At 67.5% G+C, this 22,185-nt stretch carries 24 protein-coding genes, 1 tRNA gene and 1 pseudogene; 18 read left to right on the plus strand and 8 right to left on the minus strand.

Going from position 1 to position 22,185, the window contains the following annotated elements; translation table 11 throughout:
- Window positions 1-123 precede the first annotated feature (123 nt).
- The 4 genes from dusA (at window position 124) to N7367_RS08350 (ending at window position 3,949) form a co-directional block, all read left to right on the plus strand.
- Window positions 124-1,155 (plus strand): tRNA dihydrouridine(20/20a) synthase DusA, encoded by a 1,032-nt coding sequence (gene dusA, locus N7367_RS08335; protein ID WP_279942180.1) that lies wholly within the window; start codon window positions 124-126, stop codon window positions 1,153-1,155.
- 212 nt (window positions 1,156-1,367) lie between these two features.
- Window positions 1,368-1,742, plus strand: coding sequence for a hypothetical protein (locus tag N7367_RS08340; protein WP_053520383.1), 375 nt, complete (start codon window positions 1,368-1,370; stop codon window positions 1,740-1,742).
- Window positions 1,743-1,815: 73 nt separating this feature from the next.
- The gene (locus tag N7367_RS08345) at window positions 1,816-2,499 is read left to right on the plus strand and encodes a response regulator transcription factor (RefSeq protein ID WP_053520384.1); all 684 of its coding nucleotides are present in this window, start codon (window positions 1,816-1,818) and stop codon (window positions 2,497-2,499) included.
- Window positions 2,500-2,524: 25 nt separating this feature from the next.
- Window positions 2,525-3,949, plus strand: a complete 1,425-nt coding sequence (locus tag N7367_RS08350; RefSeq protein ID WP_279942181.1) for a sensor histidine kinase — start codon at window positions 2,525-2,527, stop codon at window positions 3,947-3,949.
- Window positions 3,950-4,030: 81 nt separating this feature from the next.
- Here the strand turns inward: N7367_RS08350 and N7367_RS08355 are convergent, their stop codons facing one another.
- The gene (locus N7367_RS08355) at window positions 4,031-4,819 is read right to left on the minus strand and encodes a M90 family metallopeptidase (RefSeq protein ID WP_193395749.1); all 789 of its coding nucleotides are present in this window, start codon (window positions 4,817-4,819) and stop codon (window positions 4,031-4,033) included.
- Complete coding sequence (locus N7367_RS08360) at window positions 4,786-5,064, minus strand: hypothetical protein (RefSeq protein ID WP_053520154.1); 279 nt, start codon at window positions 5,062-5,064, stop codon at window positions 4,786-4,788. Before N7367_RS08360 ends, N7367_RS08355 begins: the two co-directional genes overlap by 34 nt.
- Before the next feature lie 142 nt (window positions 5,065-5,206).
- Between N7367_RS08360 and birA the strand changes: the two genes are divergently transcribed.
- The 5 genes and pseudogenes from birA (at window position 5,207) to N7367_RS08385 (ending at window position 8,146) form a co-directional block, all read left to right on the plus strand.
- The gene (gene birA / locus N7367_RS08365; RefSeq protein ID WP_279942182.1) at window positions 5,207-6,175 is read left to right on the plus strand and encodes a bifunctional biotin--[acetyl-CoA-carboxylase] ligase/biotin operon repressor BirA; all 969 of its coding nucleotides are present in this window, start codon (window positions 5,207-5,209) and stop codon (window positions 6,173-6,175) included.
- On the plus strand, window positions 6,172-6,903 hold the full coding sequence (locus N7367_RS08370) for a type III pantothenate kinase (RefSeq protein ID WP_053520152.1): 732 nt from the start codon (window positions 6,172-6,174) through the stop codon (window positions 6,901-6,903). The genes birA and N7367_RS08370 overlap by 4 nt, the downstream gene beginning before the upstream one ends.
- A gap of 9 nt (window positions 6,904-6,912) precedes the next feature.
- Window positions 6,913-7,740 (plus strand): SPOR domain-containing protein, encoded by an 828-nt coding sequence (locus tag N7367_RS08375; protein WP_279942183.1) that lies wholly within the window; start codon window positions 6,913-6,915, stop codon window positions 7,738-7,740.
- A gap of 40 nt (window positions 7,741-7,780) precedes the next feature.
- A tRNA-Thr gene (locus N7367_RS08380) sits at window positions 7,781-7,856 on the plus strand.
- 76 nt (window positions 7,857-7,932) lie between these two features.
- Window positions 7,933-8,146: pseudogene (locus tag N7367_RS08385) on the plus strand (hypothetical protein).
- Between the two features lie 42 nt (window positions 8,147-8,188).
- Here the strand turns inward: N7367_RS08385 and N7367_RS08390 are convergent.
- Together N7367_RS08390 and N7367_RS08395 are read right to left on the minus strand one after the other, a co-directional pair.
- Window positions 8,189-8,581, minus strand: coding sequence for a RidA family protein (locus tag N7367_RS08390; protein WP_053520150.1), 393 nt, complete (start codon window positions 8,579-8,581; stop codon window positions 8,189-8,191).
- 119 nt (window positions 8,582-8,700) lie between these two features.
- The gene (locus tag N7367_RS08395; protein ID WP_065174206.1) at window positions 8,701-9,105 is read right to left on the minus strand and encodes a hypothetical protein; all 405 of its coding nucleotides are present in this window, start codon (window positions 9,103-9,105) and stop codon (window positions 8,701-8,703) included.
- A gap of 784 nt (window positions 9,106-9,889) precedes the next feature.
- Here N7367_RS08395 and rocF point away from each other — a divergent pair.
- From rocF to N7367_RS08410, 3 genes are all read left to right on the plus strand, one after another.
- Complete coding sequence (gene rocF, locus N7367_RS08400; protein ID WP_053520148.1) at window positions 9,890-10,810, plus strand: arginase; 921 nt, start codon at window positions 9,890-9,892, stop codon at window positions 10,808-10,810.
- A 159-nt stretch (window positions 10,811-10,969) separates the two neighbouring features.
- Complete coding sequence (locus N7367_RS08405) at window positions 10,970-11,107, plus strand: entericidin A/B family lipoprotein (protein WP_053520147.1); 138 nt, start codon at window positions 10,970-10,972, stop codon at window positions 11,105-11,107.
- Between the two features lie 214 nt (window positions 11,108-11,321).
- A complete protein-coding gene (locus N7367_RS08410) occupies window positions 11,322-11,543 on the plus strand; it encodes a CsbD family protein (protein WP_019661831.1) in 222 nt (73 codons plus the stop codon).
- 72 nt (window positions 11,544-11,615) lie between these two features.
- On the opposite strand, the gene N7367_RS08415 is transcribed toward N7367_RS08410, so the two are convergent.
- On the minus strand, window positions 11,616-12,401 hold the full coding sequence (locus tag N7367_RS08415) for a hypothetical protein (protein ID WP_279942184.1): 786 nt from the start codon (window positions 12,399-12,401) through the stop codon (window positions 11,616-11,618).
- Between the two features lie 108 nt (window positions 12,402-12,509).
- Here N7367_RS08415 and N7367_RS08420 point away from each other — a divergent pair, with 108 nt between their 5' ends.
- From N7367_RS08420 to N7367_RS08435, 4 genes are all read left to right on the plus strand, one after another.
- Window positions 12,510-13,805, plus strand: a complete 1,296-nt coding sequence (locus N7367_RS08420) for a tryptophan--tRNA ligase (protein ID WP_197572246.1) — start codon at window positions 12,510-12,512, stop codon at window positions 13,803-13,805.
- 192 nt (window positions 13,806-13,997) lie between these two features.
- Window positions 13,998-14,288 (plus strand): hypothetical protein, encoded by a 291-nt coding sequence (locus N7367_RS08425; protein WP_065182023.1) that lies wholly within the window; start codon window positions 13,998-14,000, stop codon window positions 14,286-14,288.
- A 102-nt stretch (window positions 14,289-14,390) separates the two neighbouring features.
- Entirely contained in the window at window positions 14,391-15,323 is a 933-nt protein-coding gene (locus N7367_RS08430) for an MBL fold metallo-hydrolase (RefSeq protein WP_279942185.1), read from the plus strand.
- Window positions 15,324-15,404: 81 nt separating this feature from the next.
- The gene (locus N7367_RS08435; protein ID WP_279942203.1) at window positions 15,405-17,057 is read left to right on the plus strand and encodes a M28 family metallopeptidase; all 1,653 of its coding nucleotides are present in this window, start codon (window positions 15,405-15,407) and stop codon (window positions 17,055-17,057) included.
- A 3-nt stretch (window positions 17,058-17,060) separates the two neighbouring features.
- Here the strand turns inward: N7367_RS08435 and N7367_RS08440 are convergent, their stop codons facing one another.
- Entirely contained in the window at window positions 17,061-17,411 is a 351-nt protein-coding gene (locus tag N7367_RS08440; RefSeq protein ID WP_279942186.1) for a hypothetical protein, read from the minus strand.
- 13 nt (window positions 17,412-17,424) lie between these two features.
- Complete coding sequence (locus N7367_RS08445; RefSeq protein WP_279942187.1) at window positions 17,425-18,759, minus strand: MFS transporter; 1,335 nt, start codon at window positions 18,757-18,759, stop codon at window positions 17,425-17,427.
- A 224-nt stretch (window positions 18,760-18,983) separates the two neighbouring features.
- Here N7367_RS08445 and yedA point away from each other — a divergent pair, with 224 nt between their 5' ends.
- Window positions 18,984-19,889, plus strand: coding sequence for a drug/metabolite exporter YedA (gene yedA, locus N7367_RS08450; RefSeq protein WP_279942188.1), 906 nt, complete (start codon window positions 18,984-18,986; stop codon window positions 19,887-19,889).
- Window positions 19,886-20,785: an EamA family transporter RarD gene (gene rarD, locus N7367_RS08455; RefSeq protein ID WP_053516550.1), complete on the plus strand. Its 900-nt coding sequence runs from the start codon at window positions 19,886-19,888 to the stop codon at window positions 20,783-20,785. Before yedA ends, rarD begins: the two co-directional genes overlap by 4 nt.
- A gap of 72 nt (window positions 20,786-20,857) precedes the next feature.
- Here the strand turns inward: rarD and N7367_RS08460 are convergent, their stop codons facing one another.
- Window positions 20,858-22,180: an ABC transporter permease gene (locus N7367_RS08460; RefSeq protein ID WP_279942189.1), complete on the minus strand. Its 1,323-nt coding sequence runs from the start codon at window positions 22,178-22,180 to the stop codon at window positions 20,858-20,860.
- Window positions 22,181-22,185: the final 5 nt, after the last annotated feature.

Genomic DNA, 22,185 nt, shown 5'->3' on the forward strand with positions numbered 1-22,185 from the left:
TCATTCGTATTTGATGGGATGGCGGCGTGTGCCACACCGGCAATCGGGCACCGACGCTTCGCACACCGCCTGACGCCCCGGCGTCATTCAGCCACCCGGTGTAAACTATTGATCTCACTGGCAATGCCAGTCTCCACAATCAGCACCCCGATGACGTCCGCCACCGCCCGTTACGCCGATTCCCTGCGCCTGTCCGTCGCCCCGATGATGGACTGGACGGACCGCCATTGCCGCGTGTTCCACCGCGTGCTGGCGCCCGGGGCGCGGCTGTACACGGAGATGGTGCACGCCAACGCGGTCATCCATGGTGACCGCGAGCGCCTGCTCGGCTTCGACCGCAGCGAACAGCCGCTGGCCCTGCAGCTGGGTGGCAGCGATCCGGCCCTGCTGGCGCAGGCCGCGCGCATCGCCGTGGACTGGGGCTACGACGAGGTCAACCTCAACTGCGGCTGCCCGTCCGATCGCGTGCAGGCGGGCCGCTTCGGTGCCTGCCTGATGCGCGAGCCGGTGCTGGTGGCCGAATGCGTGGCCGCGATGGTCGATGCGGTCGACATCCCGGTGACGGTGAAGTGCCGTCTGGGCGTGGATGAGGACAACGAGTACGAGGCGTTCGCCCGCTTCGTCGACCGCCAGGTCGCTGCCGGTGCAGCGATGGTGGTGGTGCACGCGCGCAATGCCTGGCTGAAGGGCCTGTCGCCCAAGGAGAACCGTGAGGTTCCGCCGCTGAAGTACGACTGGGCCTACCGCCTGAAGCGGGAGCGGCCCGCGTTGCCGGTGGTGCTCAACGGTGGCCTGGCCAGCATCGAAGCCGTGCAGGCCCAGGCCGGCCATGTCGATGGCGTGATGCTGGGCCGGGCCGCGTACCACGATCCCTATCTGCTGCATCAGCTGGAAGCGCTGCACACCGGTACGCCGCTGCGGCCGCGCGCGGATCTGCTGCGCGCGTTGCGCCCGTATGTCGAGGCCCGTCTGGGCGAGGGCATGGCCCTGAAGCACATCACCCGTCACCTGCTCGGCCTGTTCCATGGGCAGCCCGGTGGGCGCGCGTTCCGCCAGGTATTGAGCGAGGGTGCGCACCGTCCAGGCGCCGACTGGACATTGGTCGAACAGGCCCTTGCCGTCACCGAGCGCGACGCTGATCGTGCCGCGGCGTGATGCCCGTCACATTCCTGACTTGACAACGCCGGCCGATTCGTCCCGAATGTTCACTTAGATGAACAAACCTGCGGTTCGCCCGGAAAAGTTCAGATCGGATTCACTGCCCCAAACCAAGAATTTGCAAAGGAATTGTAAAGACCGGGTCCCGTACCCGGTTCCCGGATTTACGACTTTTGAACGAATCGCCGTGCTCGGCTAGGATCGCATCGATGTCTTCCGCTCCCCTCCATTGCCGCATTGCCCTGGCCACCTGCGTGGTGCTGGCGGCTGCGCCGCTGTCGTCGGCAATGGCACAGCAGCCCCCGCGTGCGGAACACGGCCGGGCGGAGATGATGGAGCGGAGCGAGCGGGGTGGCCGTGGCGACGAGCGCTCGCTGTCCGATGCCGTGCGCCGCGTGCAGCGCACCACCGGTGGCCACATCCTGGGCGCCGAACGGGTGCCGTTCGATGGTCGTGATATCAACCGGGTCAAGTACATGGATGACCGGGGCCGGGTCCGCTACATGGACGACCCCGCCCCGTCGCGTTCACAGCCGCGCACGCCGCGGTCGGATATGTCTTCACTACGCGGCGATAACCCCTGAACAGGGATAGTTGTCGCTATCAACCCGTACCCCACTGGCCTCCGGGCCACACCCAGGACACTAGGGAGAGTTCATGCGTATCCTTCTGGTCGAAGACGAAGCCCCGCTGCGTGAGACCCTGGCAGCCCGGCTCAAGCGCGAAGGCTTTGCCGTCGATGCTGCGCAGGACGGCGAGGAAGGCCTCTACATGGGGCGCGAAGTCCCGTTCGACGTCGGCATCATCGACCTCGGCCTGCCCAAGATGTCGGGCATGGAGCTGATCAAGGCGCTGCGTGACGAGGGCAAGAAGTTCCCGGTGCTGATCCTGACCGCGCGGTCGAGCTGGCAGGACAAGGTCGAGGGCCTGAAGCAGGGCGCCGACGATTACCTGGTCAAGCCGTTCCACGTCGAAGAGCTGCTGGCCCGCGTCAACGCGCTGCTGCGCCGCGCCGCCGGCTGGAGCAAGCCGACGCTGGAATGCGGCCCGGTCGCACTGGATCTCGCCGCGCAGACGGTCAGCGTCTCCGGCAGCAATGTCGACCTGACCAGCTACGAGTACAAGGTGCTGGAGTACCTGATGATGCATGCCGGTGAACTGGTCTCCAAGGCCGACCTCACCGAGCACATCTACCAGCAGGACTTCGACCGCGACTCGAACGTGCTGGAAGTGTTCATCGGCCGCCTGCGCAAGAAGCTGGACCCGGACGGCGAGCTGAAGCCGATCGAGACCGTGCGCGGCCGCGGCTACCGTTTCGCGATCCCGCGTAACGAGGGCTGAGCCGGCTCACCCTGGCGATTGCACGATGTCCGGCCGTCTGTGGTTCTTCCGACGCTGGCGGCCGCGCTCCCTGCAGGCGCGCCAGCTGTTCGCCGCGTCCGTGGGCCTGGTCGCGTTCCTGGCCCTGGCCGGTTACGCGCTCGACGCCGCCTTCGCCGATACGGCGAGGGCCAACCTGCGTGAGCGCCTGAAGAACTACGCCACTGCCTATGCGGCGGGCATCGATTTCACCCGTGACCGTTCGCTGTACATCCGCGAGCAGCCACCGGACCCGCGCTTCGACGTGCCCGGCAGCGGTCTCTACCTGCAGGTGGTGATGCCGGACGGCAAGGGCAATTCAATGTCGGCCGAAGGCCCGATGCTGCCCACCGTCGGCGGCGGCCTGCTTGCGCCACGCCAGGAGGTATTCGAAGGCCCGCTGCCGATGATCCAGATCGACGGCAGCCAGGGCTCGGTGTACCGCTACGGCCTGGGCCTGGTGTGGGACGCCGATGCCGATCCCGCCACCGAGTTCCCGTACACCATCTACGTAATGGAAGACTCGCGCGCGCTCGGTGCGCAGCTGCGGGTGTTCCGCAGCCGTGTCTGGTTCTACCTGGGTGGCATCGGCCTGATCCTGCTGCTGCTGCAGACCGTCATCCTGCAGTGGAGCCTGCGTCCGCTGCGTCGCGTGATCACCGAGCTGACCAAGGTGCAGCGCGGCGAGACCGAGCGCATGAGCGAGCGCCACCCACGCGAGCTGGAACCGCTGACCGACAGCATCAATGCCTTCATCGAGAGTGAGCGCGAGAACCTCGAACGCCAGCGCAACACCCTGGCGGATCTTGCGCACAGCCTGAAAACGCCGATCGCGGTGCTGCGCACGCAGATGGACAGCGGTGCCGGTGATGGCGCGCTGCGCGAAGAGCTGGACGTGCAGCTGCAACGCATGAATAACCTGGTGTCCTATCAGCTGGCGCGCGCTGCGTCGTCGGGCCACAAGCTGTTCTCCGCACCGTTGCCGATCGAGTCCAACGCCGAAGAGATCGTGCGGGGCCTGGAAAAGGTCTATGCGGCCAAGGGCGTGCTGTGCGAGTTCGACATCGATCCGGCCGCGCGCTTCCATGGCGAGCCGGGTGACCTGCAGGAACTGCTGGGCAATCTGCTGGAAAACGCCTTCAAGTGGGCCAAGCGCCGTGTCCTGCTGACCGCGCAGCCCCTGCCGGCACCGAATGCACGCCGCGCCGGCCTGCTGCTGGCCGTGGACGACGACGGCCCGGGCATCGCGCCGGACGATATCGGCAAGGTGCTGCAGCGTGGCGTACGTGGCGACGAACGCGTGCAGGGCCACGGCATCGGCCTGTCGATCGTGCAGGACCTGATCAAGGATTACCGCGGCGAACTGGCGGTCGGCCGTTCCAGCGAACTGGAAGGCGCCCGCTTCGAAGTGCGTCTGCCGCCGGGCCCGTAATCCACGCCGCCGGGCATGGCCCGGCGCTACCTACGGCCAAACGGTAGCGCCGGACCACGCCCGGCGAACCCATGACATGGCTCAGCCACCCCGCGCCGGCGGTTCACCATAGAAGCGCCGCAGATGTGCGGCAACATCGGGCAGCGCTTCGGCCAGCACGTCCGGGGCGGAGAAGTGGTACTCGCTGGCGACCGCGAAGAACTCCTCCGGTGCTTCCGCGGCATACGGGTCGATCAGCGTCTCCTGGCCGGCATCCACCTGCGCGCAGAACGCATCGTAGGACTGCTGGAAGACAGCAGCCCACTCACGCTGCCACGCACGCGGCAGCGGCGGCGTGCCGTCCATCGCGCCATCGAGCGCATCGAGCTTGTGCACCATCTCGTGCACGGCCACGCAGTAGCCCTCGTGCGGTGCGGCCAGATCGGCCTGCACGTCGGCCCAGGACAGGATCAACGGCCCGCTGTCCCACGATTCGCCGATCAGCTCGTCGTCCCATTCGTGCAGCACGCCCGCCGCATCCATGTGGCTGCGATGCACGCGGAATGCGTCGGGGTACACGATCAGCTGCGACCAGCCCTGCAGCCCCACCTCGCCGAACTCGAGCAGTGGCAGGCAGCACAGGGCCGCCAGCAGCACGCCGTCGGCGGCCTGCAGCTGCAGGTTGCCGATCGGGGTGATGGTCTTCTCATGCAGGAAGCGCGCCGCCAGCGTGCGCAGCCGGGCGCGTCGTTCGTCGGAAAGCCCCTGCAGCCATGCCGCACGGCGGCAGGCCTCATCCCAGTATGCGTCTTCGATCGGCCGCGGTGCGGGCCGCAGCCACTGCAGCAACGACTTGATCAGCGGAACATTCCCGGCAGGTAGCTGTGCCACTTCGGCGCACGCAGCCGCTGCAGCATGTCCTCATCGCTGCCGCCACCGCCGGTGCTGGTGGCACTGCTGGCCGCCGGGCGTGCCGGAGCAGGCTTGGCCGTGGTGGTCGATGCCGTCGGTGCGCGCTGCGAGGCGGCATCGCCGTTGGAGGACACACAGGCGCCGCGGCTGTCATCCAGTGCTGCTGTGGCCGACGCCGCGAAGGGCATCGTCAGCAGGATCAGGCAATGGGCATAACGGCGCATTGACGACATCCACGTTAAGGTAAGGTGAGTTCCCGATTCTAGCCCGAACCCGGCACCGGATTGGAAGCCCGCCGCCGGCCCCGTGGCGGGCGTCGCTGGCGGCTTTCCCGCATAATTCCGTCCTGACTTCGTGGAAGCTGCCGTGGACGATCGCCAATTGCTGGCCAAACTCGCTGCCGGTCGCCTGTCCGGCGACGCCCTGGCCCGTGAGCTGGGCCAGACCCGGGCGGCAATTTGGAAGCGCATTCAAGGGCTTAGGGCCGCAGGTGTCGATATCGAGGGCCGTGCCGGCGAAGGCTATGGCCTGACCCGCCCGGTCGAGCTGCTGGACCCGGCGGCCATCCGTGCCGCCCTGCCGGCCGATGCCCTGTCCCTGCTGCATGACCTGCAGGTGGCCTGGACGGTGGATTCCACCAATGCCGAATTGCTGCGGTGCAGCGCGCCCCAGCGCGGGGTCAGCGTCCTGCTGGCCGAACGCCAGACCGGAGGGCGGGGGCGGCGCGGCCGCACCTGGGCCTCGCCGCTGGCGGCCCACGTCTATCTGTCGGTGCTGCGCCTGTTCTCCGGGGGCCTTGGCCGGCTGGCGGGGCTGAGCCTGGTTGCCGGCATCGCCGTGGCCGAAGCGCTGCACGATCTGGGTTTCACCCAGGCGCAGCTGAAGTGGCCGAATGATCTGATCGTCGATGGCCGTCGCAAGCTGGTTGGCCTGCTCGCCGAAGGTGGCGGCGAATACGCCGGTCCGGCCCGCGCGGTGATCGGCATCGGCATCAACACGCACATGCCGCCCTCGTTCGCCGAGCAGATCACCCAGCCCTGGGTGGATCTGGACACACTGGCCGGCGCGCCGGTCGACCGCAACATCGTCGTCGCCGGCGTGCTTGCACGGCTGCTGCCGGCGCTGGAGGAATTCGATCGCGAAGGGCTGGCCCCGTTCCTGCCGCGCTACGCCGCCTTCGACATGCTGGCCGGCCGCGAGGTGCGCGTCGAGCTGGAGGGGCAGTGGCAGCACGGCACCGCACTGGGCCTGGCCGATGACGGCGCGCTGCGCGTGAGCATCGACGGCTGCGAGCGCCGCCTGCATGCCGGCGAAGTCACGGTGAGGGCGGCATGAGCGACTGGTTGTTCGACCTGGGCAATTCGCGCTTCAAGTTCGCGCCGTTGCAGGGGGATCGCGCGGGTGACGTACAGGCCTGGGCGCATGGCGCCGAAGGCATGGCCGGGCAGCCGCCGCACAGCCTGCCCAGCGGCGCGACGGCGTTCGTCGCCAGCGTGGCCGCACCTTCGCTGACCAGCGCCATGCTGGACCAGCTGCAGCGGCGCTTCGACCACGTGCATGTGGTGCGCACCAGCGCCGAATGCGCAGGCGTGCGCATCGCCTACGCGCGCCCGGAGAAGTTCGGCGTGGATCGCTTCCTTGCCCTGCTGGCCGCCGCCAAGGCGCAGCGCCCGGTGCTGGTGGTGGGCGTGGGCACGGCGCTGACCATCGACCTGCTCGATGCCCGTGGCCAGCATCACGGCGGCCGCATCGCCGCATCACCCACCACCATGCGCGAAGCACTGCATGCGCGCGCCGTGCAGCTGCCCGCCAGTGGCGGCGATTACAGCGAGTTTGCCAATGACACCGCCGACGCACTCGCCTCCGGTTGCGATGGTGCTGCGGTGGCGCTGGTCGAGCGCAGTGCGCAGCAGGCGCAGGCACTGCTGGGTGTGATGCCGTCGCTGCTGGTGCACGGTGGCGGCGCGCCCGCGCTGATGCCATTGCTGGACGGCGCCGACTACCACCCCTCGCTGGTGCTGGACGGCCTCGCCCGCTGGGCGGTGCACCAGCCTGCAGGCTAGTATCCGCGCATGCTCACCCGTGCCCTGATCGTCGTCCTGGCCATCCTCAATCTTGGCGTTGCCTGCTGGTGGCTGCTGCGCGATGCGCCGCAGAAGCCTGCGCCGCCACCGCGGCCCGCCGGCGTGGCCGAACTGCGCTGGGTGCCCGGCGGCACCGATGCGGCGGTGGCCGCGCAGGCATCGTCGGAGGCACCGGCGCCAGCACTGGTGGAGCGCGACCCCGCAGCGGCGACCGCCGTGGCGTCCACTCCTGCCCCTGCCGCGCCGGCCAAGCCGCAAGCCGAACCGGCCAAAGCGCCGGCTGCGGAGGCAACCTCCAGCCCGACGCCAGCGCCGGTCGCAGCGGTGGTTGCGCAGGCGCCTGCCGCCAGCGAGCCGCCGCGCTGCATCGCGCTGGGTCCGTTCGCCGATCGTGCCGCCGCCAGCGTGGCGCAGGGCCGGGCCGGCGCACTGCTCAGCCAGGCGCGCCTGCGCGAGCAGCCGGCCGCCAGCGGCAGTGCCCGCTACCGCGTGCTGCTGCCGGCCGCCGCCAGCCGCGAAGAGGCGCAGGCCACGGTCAAGCGCATCGTCGCTGCGGGCCTGGGCGACTACTACATCATCAGCCAGGGTGAGGACGCCAACGCCGTGGCGCTGGGCCAGTACCGCAACCGCGAAGGCGCCGAGCGGCGTATCGCTGCGGTGCAGGCCGCCGGCTTCCAGCCGCGCCTGGTGGCCAGCGGCGACGCCGGCCAGTGGTGGGTGGACGGGCAGCTGGCCGGCACCGCACAGCCTGCGCAGGTGCAGCAGCGCAGCGGCGCCGCCCGGCAACAGTCGCTGGAATGCGCGCGACTGCGCTAGAATCCCCCCACTGCGGCGCTGCCGCCCGTGCGTCACCCATGCCGCTTTAGCTCAGTTGGTAGAGCAACTGTCTTGTAAACAGTAGGTCATCCGTTCGATTCGGATAAGCGGCACCATCCCGCAGTCGCTCGCTTCCGCAGCGTTCTTTCTCCTGTGGCGAATTGCAGCGCGTTTGCCAGGCGCCGGAGTCGCATACGCAGGGCTGTCAAAAGGAAGAGTGAACTCGAAGCATTTGACGTGGCCACGCATCTTCGTACGCCTGAAGAAATGGCCGCCTATCTCGATGCCTGCATCGTTGAAAGCAATGGCGATTCGGCCTTCACTGCCAAGACACTGGGCGATATCGCACGTGCCCTATCGGGCGCTGTCCGGCGAGCGGAGTCCTGATTTCGCGACCGCTGCCTGAGCGACACGCGCTCGCGCACACGATCTCCCGGAGGCGGCAGGCTCAGCCCGGAATGCGGGCGATCACCTTGATCTCGAAGTCGAATCCGGCAAGCCAGTTGACGCCTACCGCCGTCCAGTTGGGATAGGGCTTCTCGGGAAACACCTCGCTCTTTACGGTCATGACGGTTCCGAACTGGTTCTGCGGGTCCGTATGGAAGGTGGTCACGTCGACGATGTCGTCAAGCCCGCAACCACCGGCCTTCAGGGTTGCCTCCAGGTTCGCGAAGGCCAGGCGGACCTGCGCCTCGAAGTCGGGCTCGGGCGTCCCGTCGCTGCGGCTGCCCACCTGGCCGGACACGAACAGCAGGTCACCCGACTGGATCGCGGCCGAATAGGTCTGCGAGGTGTACAGGTCCTGCCGGCCGGCCGGGAAAACGGCATTGCGCTTGCTCATGGGATTCTCCAGAAGGGGATCGATGAGCCCTAAGGTAGTCCTCTCGATTGGCTGGATAAACGCCTATAAAGCGCCATCATTATTTGCCAAATCAAAACAATTGGCGGTCGTGGCGCGGCTCATGCCGCATGCAATTGCAGCTCCACATACTCCGCCAGCCCCCGGCAGGCCAGCAGCAGGCCTTCGCGCGCGCCGTCGCCGATGTCGTCCTTTTCGGCGCCATCCACACGCACGCGCTCGGCGGCGTGGAATACCTCCAGCAGCGTGATCAGGCCGGCGGCGGCGCGGTCGGTACGCGCACGGGTCACGCCCTGGCCTGGGCTGGGCACGGGGCCCTTCCACGGTTGACCATCGGCGGCGTCGCCGCTGCGGATGCGCTGCAGGCAGCCCACCAGCGTGATTGGCTCAGGCAGATCAACGGCAGCGGAAAGCGCAGCTTCCAGAGGCTCGGCCAGTTCGCGGGGCAGGTGCTCGGCGGCATCGCCCAGGGTGGCAAGCAGATAGGGGTAACGGGGTGCGGTCATGGGACATCCTCATGCGGAACAGAGGCGCCACCCGCAGAGGGTGGCGGACGATGCGTGGTTCCAATACCGGAGTCGATGAACCGGCGGGCACAAGGCCCCCACGCACCGCCCGCCGTAGATCGGCAGACGGATTGCCAGCCGGCGCCACCCCGAGACAGGTGGCGCCGACTGACAAGCGTAAACAACATCGACTTCCGGGATTGGAGCCCGGGCCACCCGTTGTCGGTGGCGATTCATCATGCGCACGCGCAAACACCGCCCGCCAGTCATTCTTTCCAATGACTTCGTGCGATTCGAAAGAAAAAATGAATTATCGCTTTTGACCTGTTTCGCGCGATGTAAAGGCAAAAGCGACATCCTGCGCGAGGCCTTTGCAAGGGCGGAATTCCAGTGATCCCACGCGCGGCAATGGACGCGACATACGCGAAGTAAAGCTGGCTTAACCGGTGCGGCAGACGACGGCAGTCACGATGCTAACGGCAATGGCCGGCAAGTGCAGCGCCGATCCTGATGATGCTGAAGGATCGGCACTGGCGTAGACGCCTCAGTGCTGCCATCCGCCCGGCCCGGGCGGCCCTGCCATCTGCGCATGCGTCGTCATGGCCCGTCGCTCACGTGCGGGCTGGCTACATCGCCCATACGCGCCCAGCCGTGCCGATTCCGACACTGCGTTGCCGTGCGGTGTTCCGCCACCGCTGACCGCATCTGCCCTGCTGCACCGCCGCGAGTCGTGTCACACAGCTCTGGCTAGACTGTGCTTCTTTTTCCGTTGCAGGAGGCACCCATGGCCCATCCCATTTCCGTCTCGTTGATCGGCGTCCCCACCGATGTCGGTGCCGGCCATCGGGGCGCGCGGCTGGGGCCGGAAGCGCTGCGCGTGGCGGGCCTGCCGGAGGCGCTGGCGGCGCGCGGCGTGGACGTGCGCGACCTGGGCAACCTGGATGGCCCGCGCAACCCGTGGACCGCGCCGGTTGAAGGCTACCGCCATCTGGACGAGGTGGTGGCCTGGAACCATGCACTGATGGAGGCCAGCTATGCCGAGCTGCAGGCCGGGCGCATGCCGATCATGCTCGGGGGCGACCATTGCCTGGGCATCGGCTCGATCACCGCGGTGGCCCGCTGGTGCCGCGAGCAGGGCAAGACCCTGCGCGTGCTGTGGCTGGATGCACACTCGGACTTCAACACCAGTGATGTCACGCCGTCGGGCAACATCCACGGCATGCCGGTGGCCTGCCTGTGCGGGCTGGGGCCGGAGGCACTGACCCGTCTGGGCGGCAGTGCGCCGGCAATCACGCCCGCCCAGGTGCACCAGATCGGCATCCGCTCGGTGGACCCGGAAGAGAAGCGCCTGATCAAGACTCACAAGGTCGATGTCTACGACATGCGCTACATCGACGAGAACGGTATGAAGCGCACCGTGGAGGCCGCGCTGGCCGGAATCGATGACAGCACCCATCTGCATGTCAGCTTCGATGTCGACTTCCTCGACCCGAGCATCGCACCCGGCGTCGGCACCACGGTGCCGGGCGGGGTGAACTACCGCGAAGCGCAGCTGGTGATGGAAATGATCGCCGACAGCGGTCGCATGGGGTCGCTGGATATCGTCGAGCTCAATCCGCTGCTGGACAAGCAGAACGCCACCGCCGAACTGGCCGTGGACCTGGTGGAAAGCCTGTTCGGCAAATCCACGCTGATGCGCGATTGAGGGCATCCCTGAACGGATCGCCGATCCGTTCACACCCGCTGCACGCCGCAGCCGCCAGATTGCACCTCACGCGGCGGCGGTGGCTTCGGCCCCTGCCTGCCGAGCGACAGAACCCCATCCGCGTTGTAGCGGTGAAGCGGCGAACCCAAGGAGAAGCCCATGAAGCGCGTAGTTGCCCTGATGCTGTTGTCGATGTTCTCGGTGGCCATGCTGGCCGGCTGCAACACCGTTGCCGGTGCCGGCAAGGACGTGCAGAAGGCCGGTGAAAAGGTCGAGGATGCCGCCAAGGGCAACTAAGCCCGACGCGGTGTGGAACAGAAAAAGGCCGGGATCTTCCCGGCCTTTTTTTCGTGCGTGTGTATGGCCGCGTAGTCGCCATCGCGTGTGGCGATGGAGTGAACCATTCAAGCACGTGAGCATGTGTTTCATGAGCGGTTGACCGCCTTTCAACAGCGGATGCGGGAAGCTGCAGTCACGGTAAGAACGCCGTTGCAACCAAGGATTCCCAGCAATGAACAAAGACATCATTTCCGGCAAGTGGTCGCAGCTGAAGGGCAAGGCCCAGGCCAAGTGGGGCGATCTGACCAACGACGATTTCGATGTGGCCGAGGGCAATGCCGAATATCTGGCCGGCCGCCTGCAGGAACGGTATGGCTGGGCCAAGGATCGCGCCGAGAAGGAAGTCCGTGACTTCGAAGACAGCGTGCGCAAGGACTACCCGGACTACAAGTAAGCAGCCGGCGGTAAGCGGTTCCCCCACGTCGACGCCCGCACCCTCTGGTGCGGGCGTCGTGCTGTCAGGGACTCAACGTGTCGGCGGATCCGGCACGTAGCGGTTCGGAAACGCCTGCGGCTCGCGCGGCAGGCGCGAAGGCGGGTCGAGCACGATGCCGCGTGCGCGCAGCGCGCGTGCGCTGTCGTAACGCAGCTGCACGACCTGCGCCGGCGTGCGGCTGGCCCGTTCGAATGCGGTATCACGCACCGAGGAGCGTTCGCGCGCGCCGTGACCGGTGCCCAGCGACGGTGCCTGCGACCGCGCTGAGTAGCCGTCCATGCGGCTGGCGCTGGCGTCCGCAGCGGCCGGTGCCGGGGCGCCACGGCGCAGCAGCGGCTCCGGTCGGAGCGGCCAGCGACGGGCCTCCTCGAACACCGCCGCGCCGATCACGCCGATGTTGTCCGCACGGCCGGTACGGCTGGCATAGCTGCCACTGGGGCTGCTGAAGACGAACTGCGCGACTTCATCCTGGCTCTTGCGCCAGCCGGTGATGTCGGCGCGCTGGCCGGGGTTGAGCACATAGCCGGTCTGCGACGGGTCGGCATCTTCGCCGGAGATGGCATTGATGCCATCCACCGAGAGCACCACCAGCACCCGCCGCGGGCTGTCGTTGTACAGGCGTACCGCATAGCGATGGCCGCGCTCGCCCGCCACCCAGCGCTGTCCATCGGCTGCATGGCTGCGCAGTTCGGTGCCGCGGTCGCGGTCGATCAGGGTCATCCGCACAGGGCCGTCCTGCGGCATCGGCGGTGGCGGCGGAACCGGGCGGAAGCCGGCCAGGGGCAGGATCAGCAGCAGGGGCAGCAGGCGTTTCATGTGGGAACTCCGGTGGGCTCGGGTGAATGAACGACCCGCAGGCCCTGACGGGGTTGGCCGTGGGCACGGTAAACTGGCTCCGTTCATCGAAGGTTTCCCCACGCAGTCATGACGACCCGAGTCCTTACCGGCATCACCCCCTCCGGCACCCCCCATCTGGGCAACTACGTTGGCGCCATCCGTCCGGCCATCGCGGCCAGCCGCACCCCGGGGATCGAGAGCTTCTTCTTCCTGGCCGACCTGCACAGCCTGATCAAGGCGCAGGATCCGCAGCGCACCCAGCGCGCGACCCTGGAGATCGCAGCCAGCTGGCTGGCCTGCGGCCTGGATCCGGAACACGTCTGGTTCTACCGCCAGAGCGACATCCGCGAAACCACCGAACTGATGTGGTTCCTGACCGCGATCGCCAGCAAGGGCATCCTCAATCGTGCCCATGCCTACAAGGCAGCGGTGGACAAGAACCGCGAGGAAGGCCTGGACGAGGATGCCGGCGTCAGCGCCGGGCTGTTCATGTACCCGGTGCTGATGGCTGCCGACATCCTGATCTTCAAGGCCAACCAGGTGCCGGTCGGTCGTGACCAGATCCAGCACATCGAGATGGCCCGCGACTTCGCCCAGCGCTTCAATCACGTCTACGGCAGGGAATACTTCCCGCTGCCGGAGGTGGTGATCGATGAGCAGGTGGCCACGCTGGCCGGCCTCGACGGCCGCAAGATGAGCAAGAGCTACCACAACACCATTCCGCTGTTCGCGCCGCGCGAGGAGCTGAAGAAGCTGGTGTTCTCGATCCTGACCGACTCGCGCGCACCGGGTGAGCCCAAGGACACCGAGGGCTCGGCGCTGTTCCAGATGTACCAGGCCTTCGCCACCCCGGAGCAGACCGCTGCTTTCGCCCGGGCATTCGCCGAGGGCATCAGCTGGGGCGATGCCAAGCAGCAGTTGTTCGAGCGCATCGACGGTGAGCTGTCGCCGCTGCGCGAGCGTTACAACGCGCTGATGGCCGAGCCGGAAAAGATCGAGGCGCTGCTGAAGCGCCGTGGCCAGCAGCTGCGCGAGACGTTCGCGATGCCGCTGCTGGATGAGCTGCGGCACGCCGTGGGGTTGCGCGACCTGTCCACCGCCGGCGACATCGCCAGCGAGGATGCCGGCGCTGCCCGCGTGGCGCCGCCGCAGTTCAAGCAGTACCGCGAGAAGGATGGTCGCTTCTACTTCAAGCTGACCGCCGGCGATGGCACGCTGCTGATGCAGAGCATTGGTTTTGATTCGCCGCGCGATGCCGGCCAGCTGATCGCGGTGATCAAGCAGGCCGAGCAGGGTGATGCGCTGCAGAGCGAGCTGTTCAAGCTGGAGGCGGAGGTTGACGCGGTCCTGGCGGCACTGGCGGTGCTGCGCGAAGATGCCTGAGCGGAGGGTGCTGTAACGCCGGGCCCATGCCCGGCGGCGCTACCTGATGCACCCCGCCGGGCATGGCCCGGCGCTACCGGTGTATCTGGGCATGGCCCGGCGCTACCGGTGGATCTGGAGCCGGGCATGGCCCGGCGCTACCGATGGATGTGGAGCCGGGCATCGGGCCCGGCGCTATGGAAGGAGTCTGCGATGGCGTGGTTGTCGCTGCTGCTTTTCCTGCCCTGGTTCGTCGTGCTGGGCAGCCTGTACTGGCTGTTCCCGCGCCAGCCGCGCACGTCGCGGCGGCGCCTGTTCGATGGCCTGGTGCTGCTGCTGGCCTTTGTTCTGAGCATCGTGGCGATGCTGTGGGGCCACCACCTGGGCCTGGTGCAGACCGACGCGGGGCCGATCTGGCCGCAGGTGCTGGCGGTGCTCTATGCCTACGGCGCTTTCCTGGCGGTGCTGGTGCTGGCACTGCTGCTGCGACCGCGATGGTTGTAGTCCCGGGGCAGAGTGCGTGCCTCCGACCAAAGCCGCATCGAACCGGTCCTGCCTGCGCGCCTACCATGGACGCCTGATTCCGATTCCGCCAGGTGCGTGCCGATGATCGCCGACCCCAGCATCCACACCATCGATACCGGCTTCCAACGTCCCGACTTCGATGCGGCGTACCTGATCGTCGAGAACGGGCGGGGCGCCTTCGTGGACTGTGGCACCGGCCTGTCCGTGCCGGCGATGCTGCGGGCGCTGTCCGATGCCGGCCTGCAGCCCGACGCGGTGGACTGGCTTCTGCTGACCCATGTGCATCTGGACCATGCCGGCGGTGCGGGCCTGTTGATGCAGCAGCTGCCCAATGCCCGGGCCGTGCTGCATCCGCGCGGTGCGCCGCACATGATCGATCCGACCCGGCTGATCGCAGGCGCCACCGCGGTCTACGGCGCGGAGGAGATCGCACGCAGCTATGGCCGCATCGAGGCGATTCCCGAGCACCGCGTCGTGGTGGCCGAGGATGGCCATCGCCTCGATCTTGCCGGACGCGAACTGCTCCTGCTGCATACGCCCGGCCATGCACTGCATCACTACTGCGTATGGGATGCGCGCAGCCGCAGCTGGTTCACCGGCGATACCTTCGGTATCTCCTACCGCGAACTGGACAGCGCGCAGGGCGCCTTCATCTTTCCGACCTCTTCGCCCGTGCAGTTCGATCCCGAAGCGATGAAGGCGTCGATCCAGCGCATGCTCGACTACGATCCGCAGTCGATGTACCTCACCCACTATGGCCGCGTGGAGCAGGTGCAGCGGCTGGCCGGCGACCTGTTCGAGCAGATCGATGCGATGGCGGCGATCGGCCGCCAGTGCGACGAGCGGCCCGACCGCCATCGCTGCCTGCTGGCGGCGCTGCAGGTCCTGTACCTGGAGCGCGCGCAGCAGCATGGCTGTGTGCTGGATGACGCAGCGGTGGTGGCTGTGCTGGCCATGGACATCGAGCTCAACGCGCAGGGCCTGGCCTGCTGGCTGGATCGCGAGCGCCGCTGACGGAGCGGGACTGCGGCCGGCACTGCTGTCACGTTACACTCTGGTGACTTCCCATCCTGCCGTGGTATTGCCGTGAACCCGATGCGCGTGTTGCTGCTGTCGTCCTGCCTGTTCGTGGGTGGCCTGGCCCAGGCGGCCAATGACCTTCCCGGCGGCGGTATCGACCCGCAGGCGCTGTCGCGCCACGTGCGTGTACTGGCGTCGGACGAATTCGAGGGCCGTGCTCCGGCCAGCGAAGGCGAAGAGCGCACCGTGCAGTACCTGATAGAGCAGTTCCGCAGCTATGGCCTGCAACCCGGCGGCGTGGACGGCAGCTGGGTGCAGCCGGTGCCGCTGGTGCGTGCGCAGCTGGAGGGGGCGGCCACGGCCAGCCTGGCGTTGAAGCAGGGCCGCCGCGCCCTGGTCAATGGCGTGGATGTGACCCTGCAGAGCCTGCAGCCGCGCGCCCGGGTGCAGATCAAGGATGCACCGCTGGTGTTCGTGGGCTATGGCATCGACGCACCGGAACGCCATTGGAACGACTACAAGGACATTGACCTGCACGGCAAGATTGCCGTGGTGCTGATCAATGATGCCGATTTCGAGGCCGACGCTCCCGGCGCGTTCGATGGCAAGGCAGTGACCTACTACGGCCGCTGGACCTACAAGTTCGAGGAGGCTGCGCGCCGCGGCGCTGAAGGTGTGCTGATCGTGCACGAGACCGCACCTGCGGCTTATGGCTGGGCGACGGTGAAGAGCTCGGGCACTTCGCCGTTGTTCGATATCGAGCGCAGCCAGGCCGAGGCGATGGCCCAGCACACACCGCTGCGCGGCTGGATGCAGCGCGAGCTGGCCGAGGCGATCTTCGCCGACGCCGGCCTCGATTTCGAGGCGGAGAAGCGCAAGGCGATGCGTGCCGACTTCCGTCCGGTGGCCCTGGACAACGCGCGGCTGAGCGTCGATTTCGCCCTCAAGCGCGAACAGGTGGTGACCCGCAACGTCGTGGCCAAGCTGCCGGGCGGCGAGCACGGCGATGAAGCAGTGATCTTCTCGGCGCACTGGGACGCTTTCGGCATCGGCCAGCCCGATGCGAAGGGCGACCGCGTGCGCCGTGGCGCCATCGACAACGCCACCGGCGTGGCCACCGTGCTGGAACTGGGCCGGGTGTTCGCGGCCGGCCCGCAGCCGCAGCGCACGCTCTACTTCGTGGCGCTGACGGCTGAAGAAAAGGGATTGCTGGGGGCCAGCTACTACGCTGCGCATCCGCTGGCGCCGCTGGACAAGACCGCTGCCGTACTGAACATCGAGATGTTCAGCCCGGATGGGCCGACCCGTGACATCGCTTCGTGGGGCAAGGGCCGGGTATCGCTGGAAGGCGACCTGGAGCGGGTGGCCAAGGCACGCGGCCGCAGCTACAGCCCGGACCCCAACCTGGAGGCCGGTTTCTTCTACCGCGCCGACCATTTCGCCTTCGCCCGGCTGGGCGTACCGGCGATCACCATCGGCCCGGGCCTGGACAAGCTGGACGGCGGCGTGGACGCCGGGCGCGCGCTGCGCGATAAATACTTCGCCGACTGCTATCACCAGGCCTGCGACGCATGGACGCCGGGCTGGGATCCCAGCGGTCATGCTGCCGATACGCTGCTGGTCTACGACCTGGGCGCGGAGCTGGCCAACAGCCGGCGCTGGCCGAGCTGGGAGAAGGACTCCGAGTTCCGCGCTGCCCGCGACAAGAGCGAGGCGGCACGCCGCTGACGGCTAGTGCCTGCGCAGCAGCGTCCAGGCACCCCATGCGCTGGCGGCCAATGCCGCCAGGTAGCAGGTGATCATGGTGCCGAGGCTGACCGTGCGCAGACCGCTGAAGCGGCCGAGCAGGTTCATCCGCAGCGAGCTGTGACCGCTGTCCAGGTCCACTGCCAGCTGCACTGCCAGCGCGGTGGCGAACATCAGAAGGGCGATGCCGAAGCCGGTGCGTGGCCAGCGCGCCTGCGCGCCCGGGCGTCGCAGCAGCCAGGCCAGCGTGGTTGCCACCGCCAGCAGCAGGGCGGCCCACATCATGGGCGTGGCGGGAGATGCGGCAGCCACCGGCATTGCACCGGTGGCTGCCATCAGCACGGCATCCTTACTTGCGGGTGCCGTCGAGCCAGTTCGGGCCCTTGTTGGTGAGGAAGAACACATAGACCACCAACGATACCGCGATGGTGGCGGTGACATAGATGGCGAACCAGTCCACGTGGCCGGTCTTCAGCGCGCCCTGGTACAGCAGCGGGGCCGTACCGCCGAACAGCGAGTTGGCCAGCGCGTAGCCCAGGCCCACGCCCAGTGCCCGAACGTGGGTCGGGAACAGCTCGGCCTTCACCACGGCGTTGATCGAGGTATAGCCGGTGAGGATGACGAAGCCCAGCGCCAGGGTGAGGAAGGCGAAGGTCGCATCGTGCTGGTGCGGCAGCTGCGTGATCAGGTACCAGCTGTACAGCACGCCGCCCACGCCGAAGAACACCAGCAGGCTCTTGCGCCCGATGATGTCCGACAGCCAGCCGCCGACCGGCTGCAGCACCATCAGGAAGGCCAGCACGCCCAGGTTGATCAGGGTGCCGGTCATCGGGTCGTCGCCTGCGAAGGCGCTCTGGATCATCTTCGGGCCGTTCACCGAGTAGGTGTAGAAGGCAATGGTGCCGCCGGCGGTGATCAGGAAGCACAGCAGCAGCGGGCGCCACTGGTGCACGAACAGTTCGTACATCGAACCGGATTTCTTGGCCTTGCCTTCGCGCGCGGCCTCGATCGAGGATTCTTCCAGCGACTCATCCATGCCACGGCGCAGCCAGAACACCACGACCGCGGCGATGCCACCGATGCCAAAGGCGATGCGCCAGCCGAACTCGGAGATCTCCGGCTTGCCCCAGAAGTTCAGCATCAGGAACAGGGTCAGCTGGGCCAGCACATGGCCGCCGACCAGGGTGACGTAGTGGAAGGAGGACAGGAAGCCACGACGGCCCGGAATGGCGGCCTCGGACATGTAGGTGGCGCTCGCACCGTACTCGCCACCGGTGGCGAAGCCCTGCAGCAGGCGCGCGAACAGCAGGATGATCGCCGCCCAGATGCCGATGCTGGCGGCAGTGGGGGTGATGGCGATGATGAAGGAGCAGAACGCCATCAGCGTGACCGATACGGTCAGGGCCAGGCGACGGCCATGGCGGTCGGCGAAGCGGCCGAAGAACCAGGCACCGATCGGGCGCATCAGGAAGGTCGCGGCGAAGATCGCCCAGACGTACATCGTGGAGTTCTTGTCTTCCGGCGAGAAGAACTGCGACTCGAAGTACACGGCGAACACCGAGTACACGTAGACGTCATACCACTCCACCAGGTTGCCGGCGGAGCCTTTGAGGGTATTGGAGATCGAGCGGCGCAATGCGGCGCCGTCGTTCGCGGGAACAGCAGGGTGGGGCGTGGTGCTCATCTGGGCGGGGATCCTCGATGCGATAGCGTCCGTGCGCGGAAAATACAGCGTCCGACCATGTGGTGGCGCAGCCGGGCAGCCTTCTTGGTACTGCATGACCCGTCAACGCGGGGTGGCAGGCCAGGACAGGGTGCATGGATGGACGACAGCGTGCCACCTTGCGGGGTGCCGGACCATACTCAAAACGTCCTAGAATCCGCCTTCCCCCGGTCCCTTGGTGCGTCATGTCGGCTCCCCCTGTTCCGTCTGCGGCTGCCCCCCGGGGCGGCCTTGTCGTGTTGGCGCTGCTGCTGGTCTACGTGGTCTGGGGCTCGACCTATCTCGGTATCGCCAAGGCCCTGCACGGCGGTGCGCTGCCGCTGACGATGGTTTCTGGCAGCCGCTTCATCATCGCCGGGGGCCTGATGTACCTGGCGCTGCGCCTGTTCTGGAAAATGCCGAAGCCGACGTTGCGGCAGTGGCGCAGCCTGGTGCTCATGGGGGTGACCATGCTGGTGCTGGGCAACGGCATGGTGGTGCTGGCCGAACGCGATGTGTCGTCCGGCCTGGCGGCCACGGCGGTGGCATCGGTGCCCCTGTGGATGGCGCTGTTCTCGGCGCTGCGCGGCCAGCACGCCAGCCGTGGCGAATGGCTGGGCATCGCCATCGGCTTCCTCGGCGTTGTCTGGCTGAATGCGGGCAGCAGCCTGACGGCGACGCCCACCGGGCTGGTGCTGCTGCTGATCGCACCGATCGGCTGGGCCTTCGGCTCGGTGTGGGCGCGCGGCCTGGACCTGCCTGGCCCGTTCATGACGGCCGCCGGGCAGATGATCTGCGGCGGCGTGCTGCTGGTGCTGATCGGGCTGGCGGTGGGTGAGCGGCCCACCACACTGCCCGATACCGGTGGCCTGCTGGCCATGGCCTATCTGTGCGTGTTCGGTTCGATCGTCGCGTTCACGGCCTACGTGTGGCTGCTGCAGAACGTACGCCCGGCGCTGGCCGGCAGCTACGCCTACGTCAACCCAGTGATCGCGGTGCTGCTGGGCGCAGCCCTCAACAGCGAACGCTTCGGCTGGCGCGACGTGCTGGCGATGGTGGTGATTCTGCTGGGCGTGGTGGTACTGACAATGGCAAGGACGCGCAGGCGATGAGCATCGACGAGACAGAACAACGCCGGGGCCTGCTGGTCACCGCATCCACCTTCGTGCTGTGGGGACTGGTGCCGGTGTACTGGCACCTGCTCAATGAAGTGCCGTCGTTCCAGATCATCGCCCATCGCATCATCTGGAGCACGGTGCTGGTGGTGGCCTGGCTGCTGCTCAGTGCGAAACTGGGCTGGTGGCGGAAGATCGCCGCCCAGCCGCGCGCGCTGCCGATCCTGGCGGTGTCGAGCCTGACCATCGCGTTCAATTGGGGCCTGTACATCTGGGCCGTCAATGCCGGCCACGTGATCGAGACCAGCCTGGGCTACTTCATCAACCCGCTGGTGAACGTGCTGCTGGGGGTGCTGGTGCTGAAGGAACGCCTGCGCCGGCTGCAGTGGGTGGCGGTGGGCATGGCGGCGGTGGGCGTGGCCTGGCTGACTCTCGACGCTGGCACGCCGCCGTGGATCGCGCTGGGCCTGGCCTGTTCGTTCGGCCTGTACGGCCTGCTGCGCAAGCTGGTGTCGGTCGATCCCGTAGCCGGGCTGGGCGTGGAAAGCCTGTATCTGTTCCTGCCTGCGCTGGCGTTCGCGGTCTGGGCCGAGAATGGCCACGGTGGCGGATTCTTCAGCGGCTGGGGCCTGCGCAACGATCTGCTGCTGATCTTCGGCGGCGTGGTCACCGCCGTGCCGCTGATCGGTTTCGCCTACGGTGTGAAGCGCATCGCGCTGTCGCTGGTGGGCATCCTGCAGTACATCGCACCGAGCCTGCAGCTGCTGCTCGGCGTGTTCTTCTTCCACGAATCGTTCGACATGGCCAAGGCCGTCGGTTTCGCAGCGATCTGGGCCGGGCTGCTGCTGTTCATCGGTGACAACCTGCGCACGATGCGGGCGGCAAAGCGCTGAGCCGGAAAGCAACGCGGGACGGAGCACCGGCCCCGTCCCGCGTCCGCGCCGCCTCCGCTGGCGGCGCACGCATCAGGTTTCGCGCAGTGCCGTGGTGATCGGCAGGCGGGCGGCGCGCAGCGCCGGGAACAGGCCACCGACCAGACCGATGCCCAGCGCCCACTTCAGTCCCGTCCACAGCAGTTCCGGCGATACGTGGAACTTGAACACCACCGCGCTGAAGTTGCTGCCGATGGTGGACACGCTGTAGCCGTTGAACAGCAGCCACGCCACCGTGCAGCCCAGCAGGCCGCCGAGCAGGGCCAGCAGCATCGTTTCCAGCATTACCGCGGTCACCACCGGCAGTCCGCGGAAACCGATCGCGCGCATGGTGGCGATTTCGCGCGCACGCGTGGCCACGGCGGCATACATGGTGTTGAGCGCGCCGAACACCGCGCCCACCGCCATGATGGTACCGATCACCTTGCCGAGGATGTCGATCAGCTTGGTCAGGCCGCCGCCCTGCTTGCTGTAGTACGCGCGGGTGGTTTCCACGTCCAGCTTCAGGCGCGGATCGGCGGCGACGGCGGCCTTGAACTGATCGAAGCCCGGCTTGCCCTCGGTACGCACGCTGATCGACTGCCAGGCACTGCGCTGGTACGTGGTGGCCAGGGTATCGGCGTCGGTCCACAGTTCGGAGTCATGCGCATCACCGGTGGCGAACACACCGACCACCGTCCAGGTCTGGTTGCCCAGGGTGAGCGTCCTGCCGACCTCCATGTCGCGGAACTGGCCCTTGGCGCCCTGGCCGACCACGATCTCGCGCAGGCCGGTGGCGAACTTGCGGCCTTCGATGATCTTGACCTTGTCATGCACCGCCCAAGCCTGCGGCCCGACGCCCCGGAACTGCGCGTTGACGTCGGTACCGTCCGATTTGGAGACCAGGTTGACCACCTGCGAGAGTTCAGGCGACAGCAGCGGCCGTCCCTGCGCATCGCGGCTGATGCCGGGCAGGGTGGACAGGGTCGGTACCTGCTCGCGGGTGATGACCGAATTGGTTTCCGCCTGCGAACCACCGCGCAGCACGATGGCGGTGGTGTCATCGCCGGTGTTGCTGAGCGTGGCCTGGAAGCCTTTGCCCATCGCCAGCATCGCCACCAGCACGCCGACCACGCCGGCGATGCCCACCACGATCACCGAGGATGCCCCCCAGCGCTGCGGCAGGCTGGCGATGCCGATGCGGGTGGCGGCCAGGGCCAGCCGCCCGCTGCGGGTCAGCGCCAGCCACAGCCCCACCAGCACCGCCACGGCAAGCACGCCCACCCACGGCAGGCCGATCCATACCGCCAGGCCGATTGCCAGCGCCAGCACGGTCACCGTGTTGCCGAACCACTTCTTGAGCTTGTTCTTGAACATGTCGG

Source organism: Stenotrophomonas sp. GD04145 (assembly GCF_029835135.1).
Lineage (GTDB): Bacteria > Pseudomonadota > Gammaproteobacteria > Xanthomonadales > Xanthomonadaceae > Stenotrophomonas > Stenotrophomonas maltophilia_P.

What these genes read in the sequence shown, in the direction of transcription:
- N7367_RS08440 (WP_279942186.1), bottom strand. Translation starts at nt 17,411, where the DNA reads ATGGCAGCCACCGGTGCAATGCCGGTGGCTGCCGCATCTCCCGCCACG.
- N7367_RS08460 (WP_279942189.1), bottom strand. Translation starts at nt 22,180, where the DNA reads ATGTTCAAGAACAAGCTCAAGAAGTGGTTCGGCAACACGGTGACCGTG.
- N7367_RS08420 (WP_197572246.1), top strand. Translation starts at nt 12,510, where the DNA reads ATGACGACCCGAGTCCTTACCGGCATCACCCCCTCCGGCACCCCCCAT.
- N7367_RS08405 (WP_053520147.1), top strand. Translation starts at nt 10,970, where the DNA reads ATGAAGCGCGTAGTTGCCCTGATGCTGTTGTCGATGTTCTCGGTGGCC.
- N7367_RS08375 (WP_279942183.1), top strand. Translation starts at nt 6,913, where the DNA reads ATGCTCACCCGTGCCCTGATCGTCGTCCTGGCCATCCTCAATCTTGGC.
- N7367_RS08445 (WP_279942187.1), bottom strand. Translation starts at nt 18,759, where the DNA reads ATGAGCACCACGCCCCACCCTGCTGTTCCCGCGAACGACGGCGCCGCA.
- N7367_RS08395 (WP_065174206.1), bottom strand. Translation starts at nt 9,105, where the DNA reads ATGACCGCACCCCGTTACCCCTATCTGCTTGCCACCCTGGGCGATGCC.
- N7367_RS08390 (WP_053520150.1), bottom strand. Translation starts at nt 8,581, where the DNA reads ATGAGCAAGCGCAATGCCGTTTTCCCGGCCGGCCGGCAGGACCTGTAC.
- N7367_RS08430 (WP_279942185.1), top strand. Translation starts at nt 14,391, where the DNA reads ATGATCGCCGACCCCAGCATCCACACCATCGATACCGGCTTCCAACGT.
- yedA (WP_279942188.1), top strand. Translation starts at nt 18,984, where the DNA reads ATGTCGGCTCCCCCTGTTCCGTCTGCGGCTGCCCCCCGGGGCGGCCTT.
- dusA (WP_279942180.1), top strand. Translation starts at nt 124, where the DNA reads ATGCCAGTCTCCACAATCAGCACCCCGATGACGTCCGCCACCGCCCGT.
- N7367_RS08435 (WP_279942203.1), top strand. Translation starts at nt 15,405, where the DNA reads ATGCGCGTGTTGCTGCTGTCGTCCTGCCTGTTCGTGGGTGGCCTGGCC.
- rarD (WP_053516550.1), top strand. Translation starts at nt 19,886, where the DNA reads ATGAGCATCGACGAGACAGAACAACGCCGGGGCCTGCTGGTCACCGCA.
- N7367_RS08415 (WP_279942184.1), bottom strand. Translation starts at nt 12,401, where the DNA reads ATGAAACGCCTGCTGCCCCTGCTGCTGATCCTGCCCCTGGCCGGCTTC.
- N7367_RS08350 (WP_279942181.1), top strand. Translation starts at nt 2,525, where the DNA reads ATGTCCGGCCGTCTGTGGTTCTTCCGACGCTGGCGGCCGCGCTCCCTG.
- N7367_RS08345 (WP_053520384.1), top strand. Translation starts at nt 1,816, where the DNA reads ATGCGTATCCTTCTGGTCGAAGACGAAGCCCCGCTGCGTGAGACCCTG.
- N7367_RS08360 (WP_053520154.1), bottom strand. Translation starts at nt 5,064, where the DNA reads ATGCGCCGTTATGCCCATTGCCTGATCCTGCTGACGATGCCCTTCGCG.
- N7367_RS08425 (WP_065182023.1), top strand. Translation starts at nt 13,998, where the DNA reads ATGGCGTGGTTGTCGCTGCTGCTTTTCCTGCCCTGGTTCGTCGTGCTG.
- N7367_RS08410 (WP_019661831.1), top strand. Translation starts at nt 11,322, where the DNA reads ATGAACAAAGACATCATTTCCGGCAAGTGGTCGCAGCTGAAGGGCAAG.
- N7367_RS08340 (WP_053520383.1), top strand. Translation starts at nt 1,368, where the DNA reads ATGTCTTCCGCTCCCCTCCATTGCCGCATTGCCCTGGCCACCTGCGTG.
- N7367_RS08370 (WP_053520152.1), top strand. Translation starts at nt 6,172, where the DNA reads ATGAGCGACTGGTTGTTCGACCTGGGCAATTCGCGCTTCAAGTTCGCG.
- rocF (WP_053520148.1), top strand. Translation starts at nt 9,890, where the DNA reads ATGGCCCATCCCATTTCCGTCTCGTTGATCGGCGTCCCCACCGATGTC.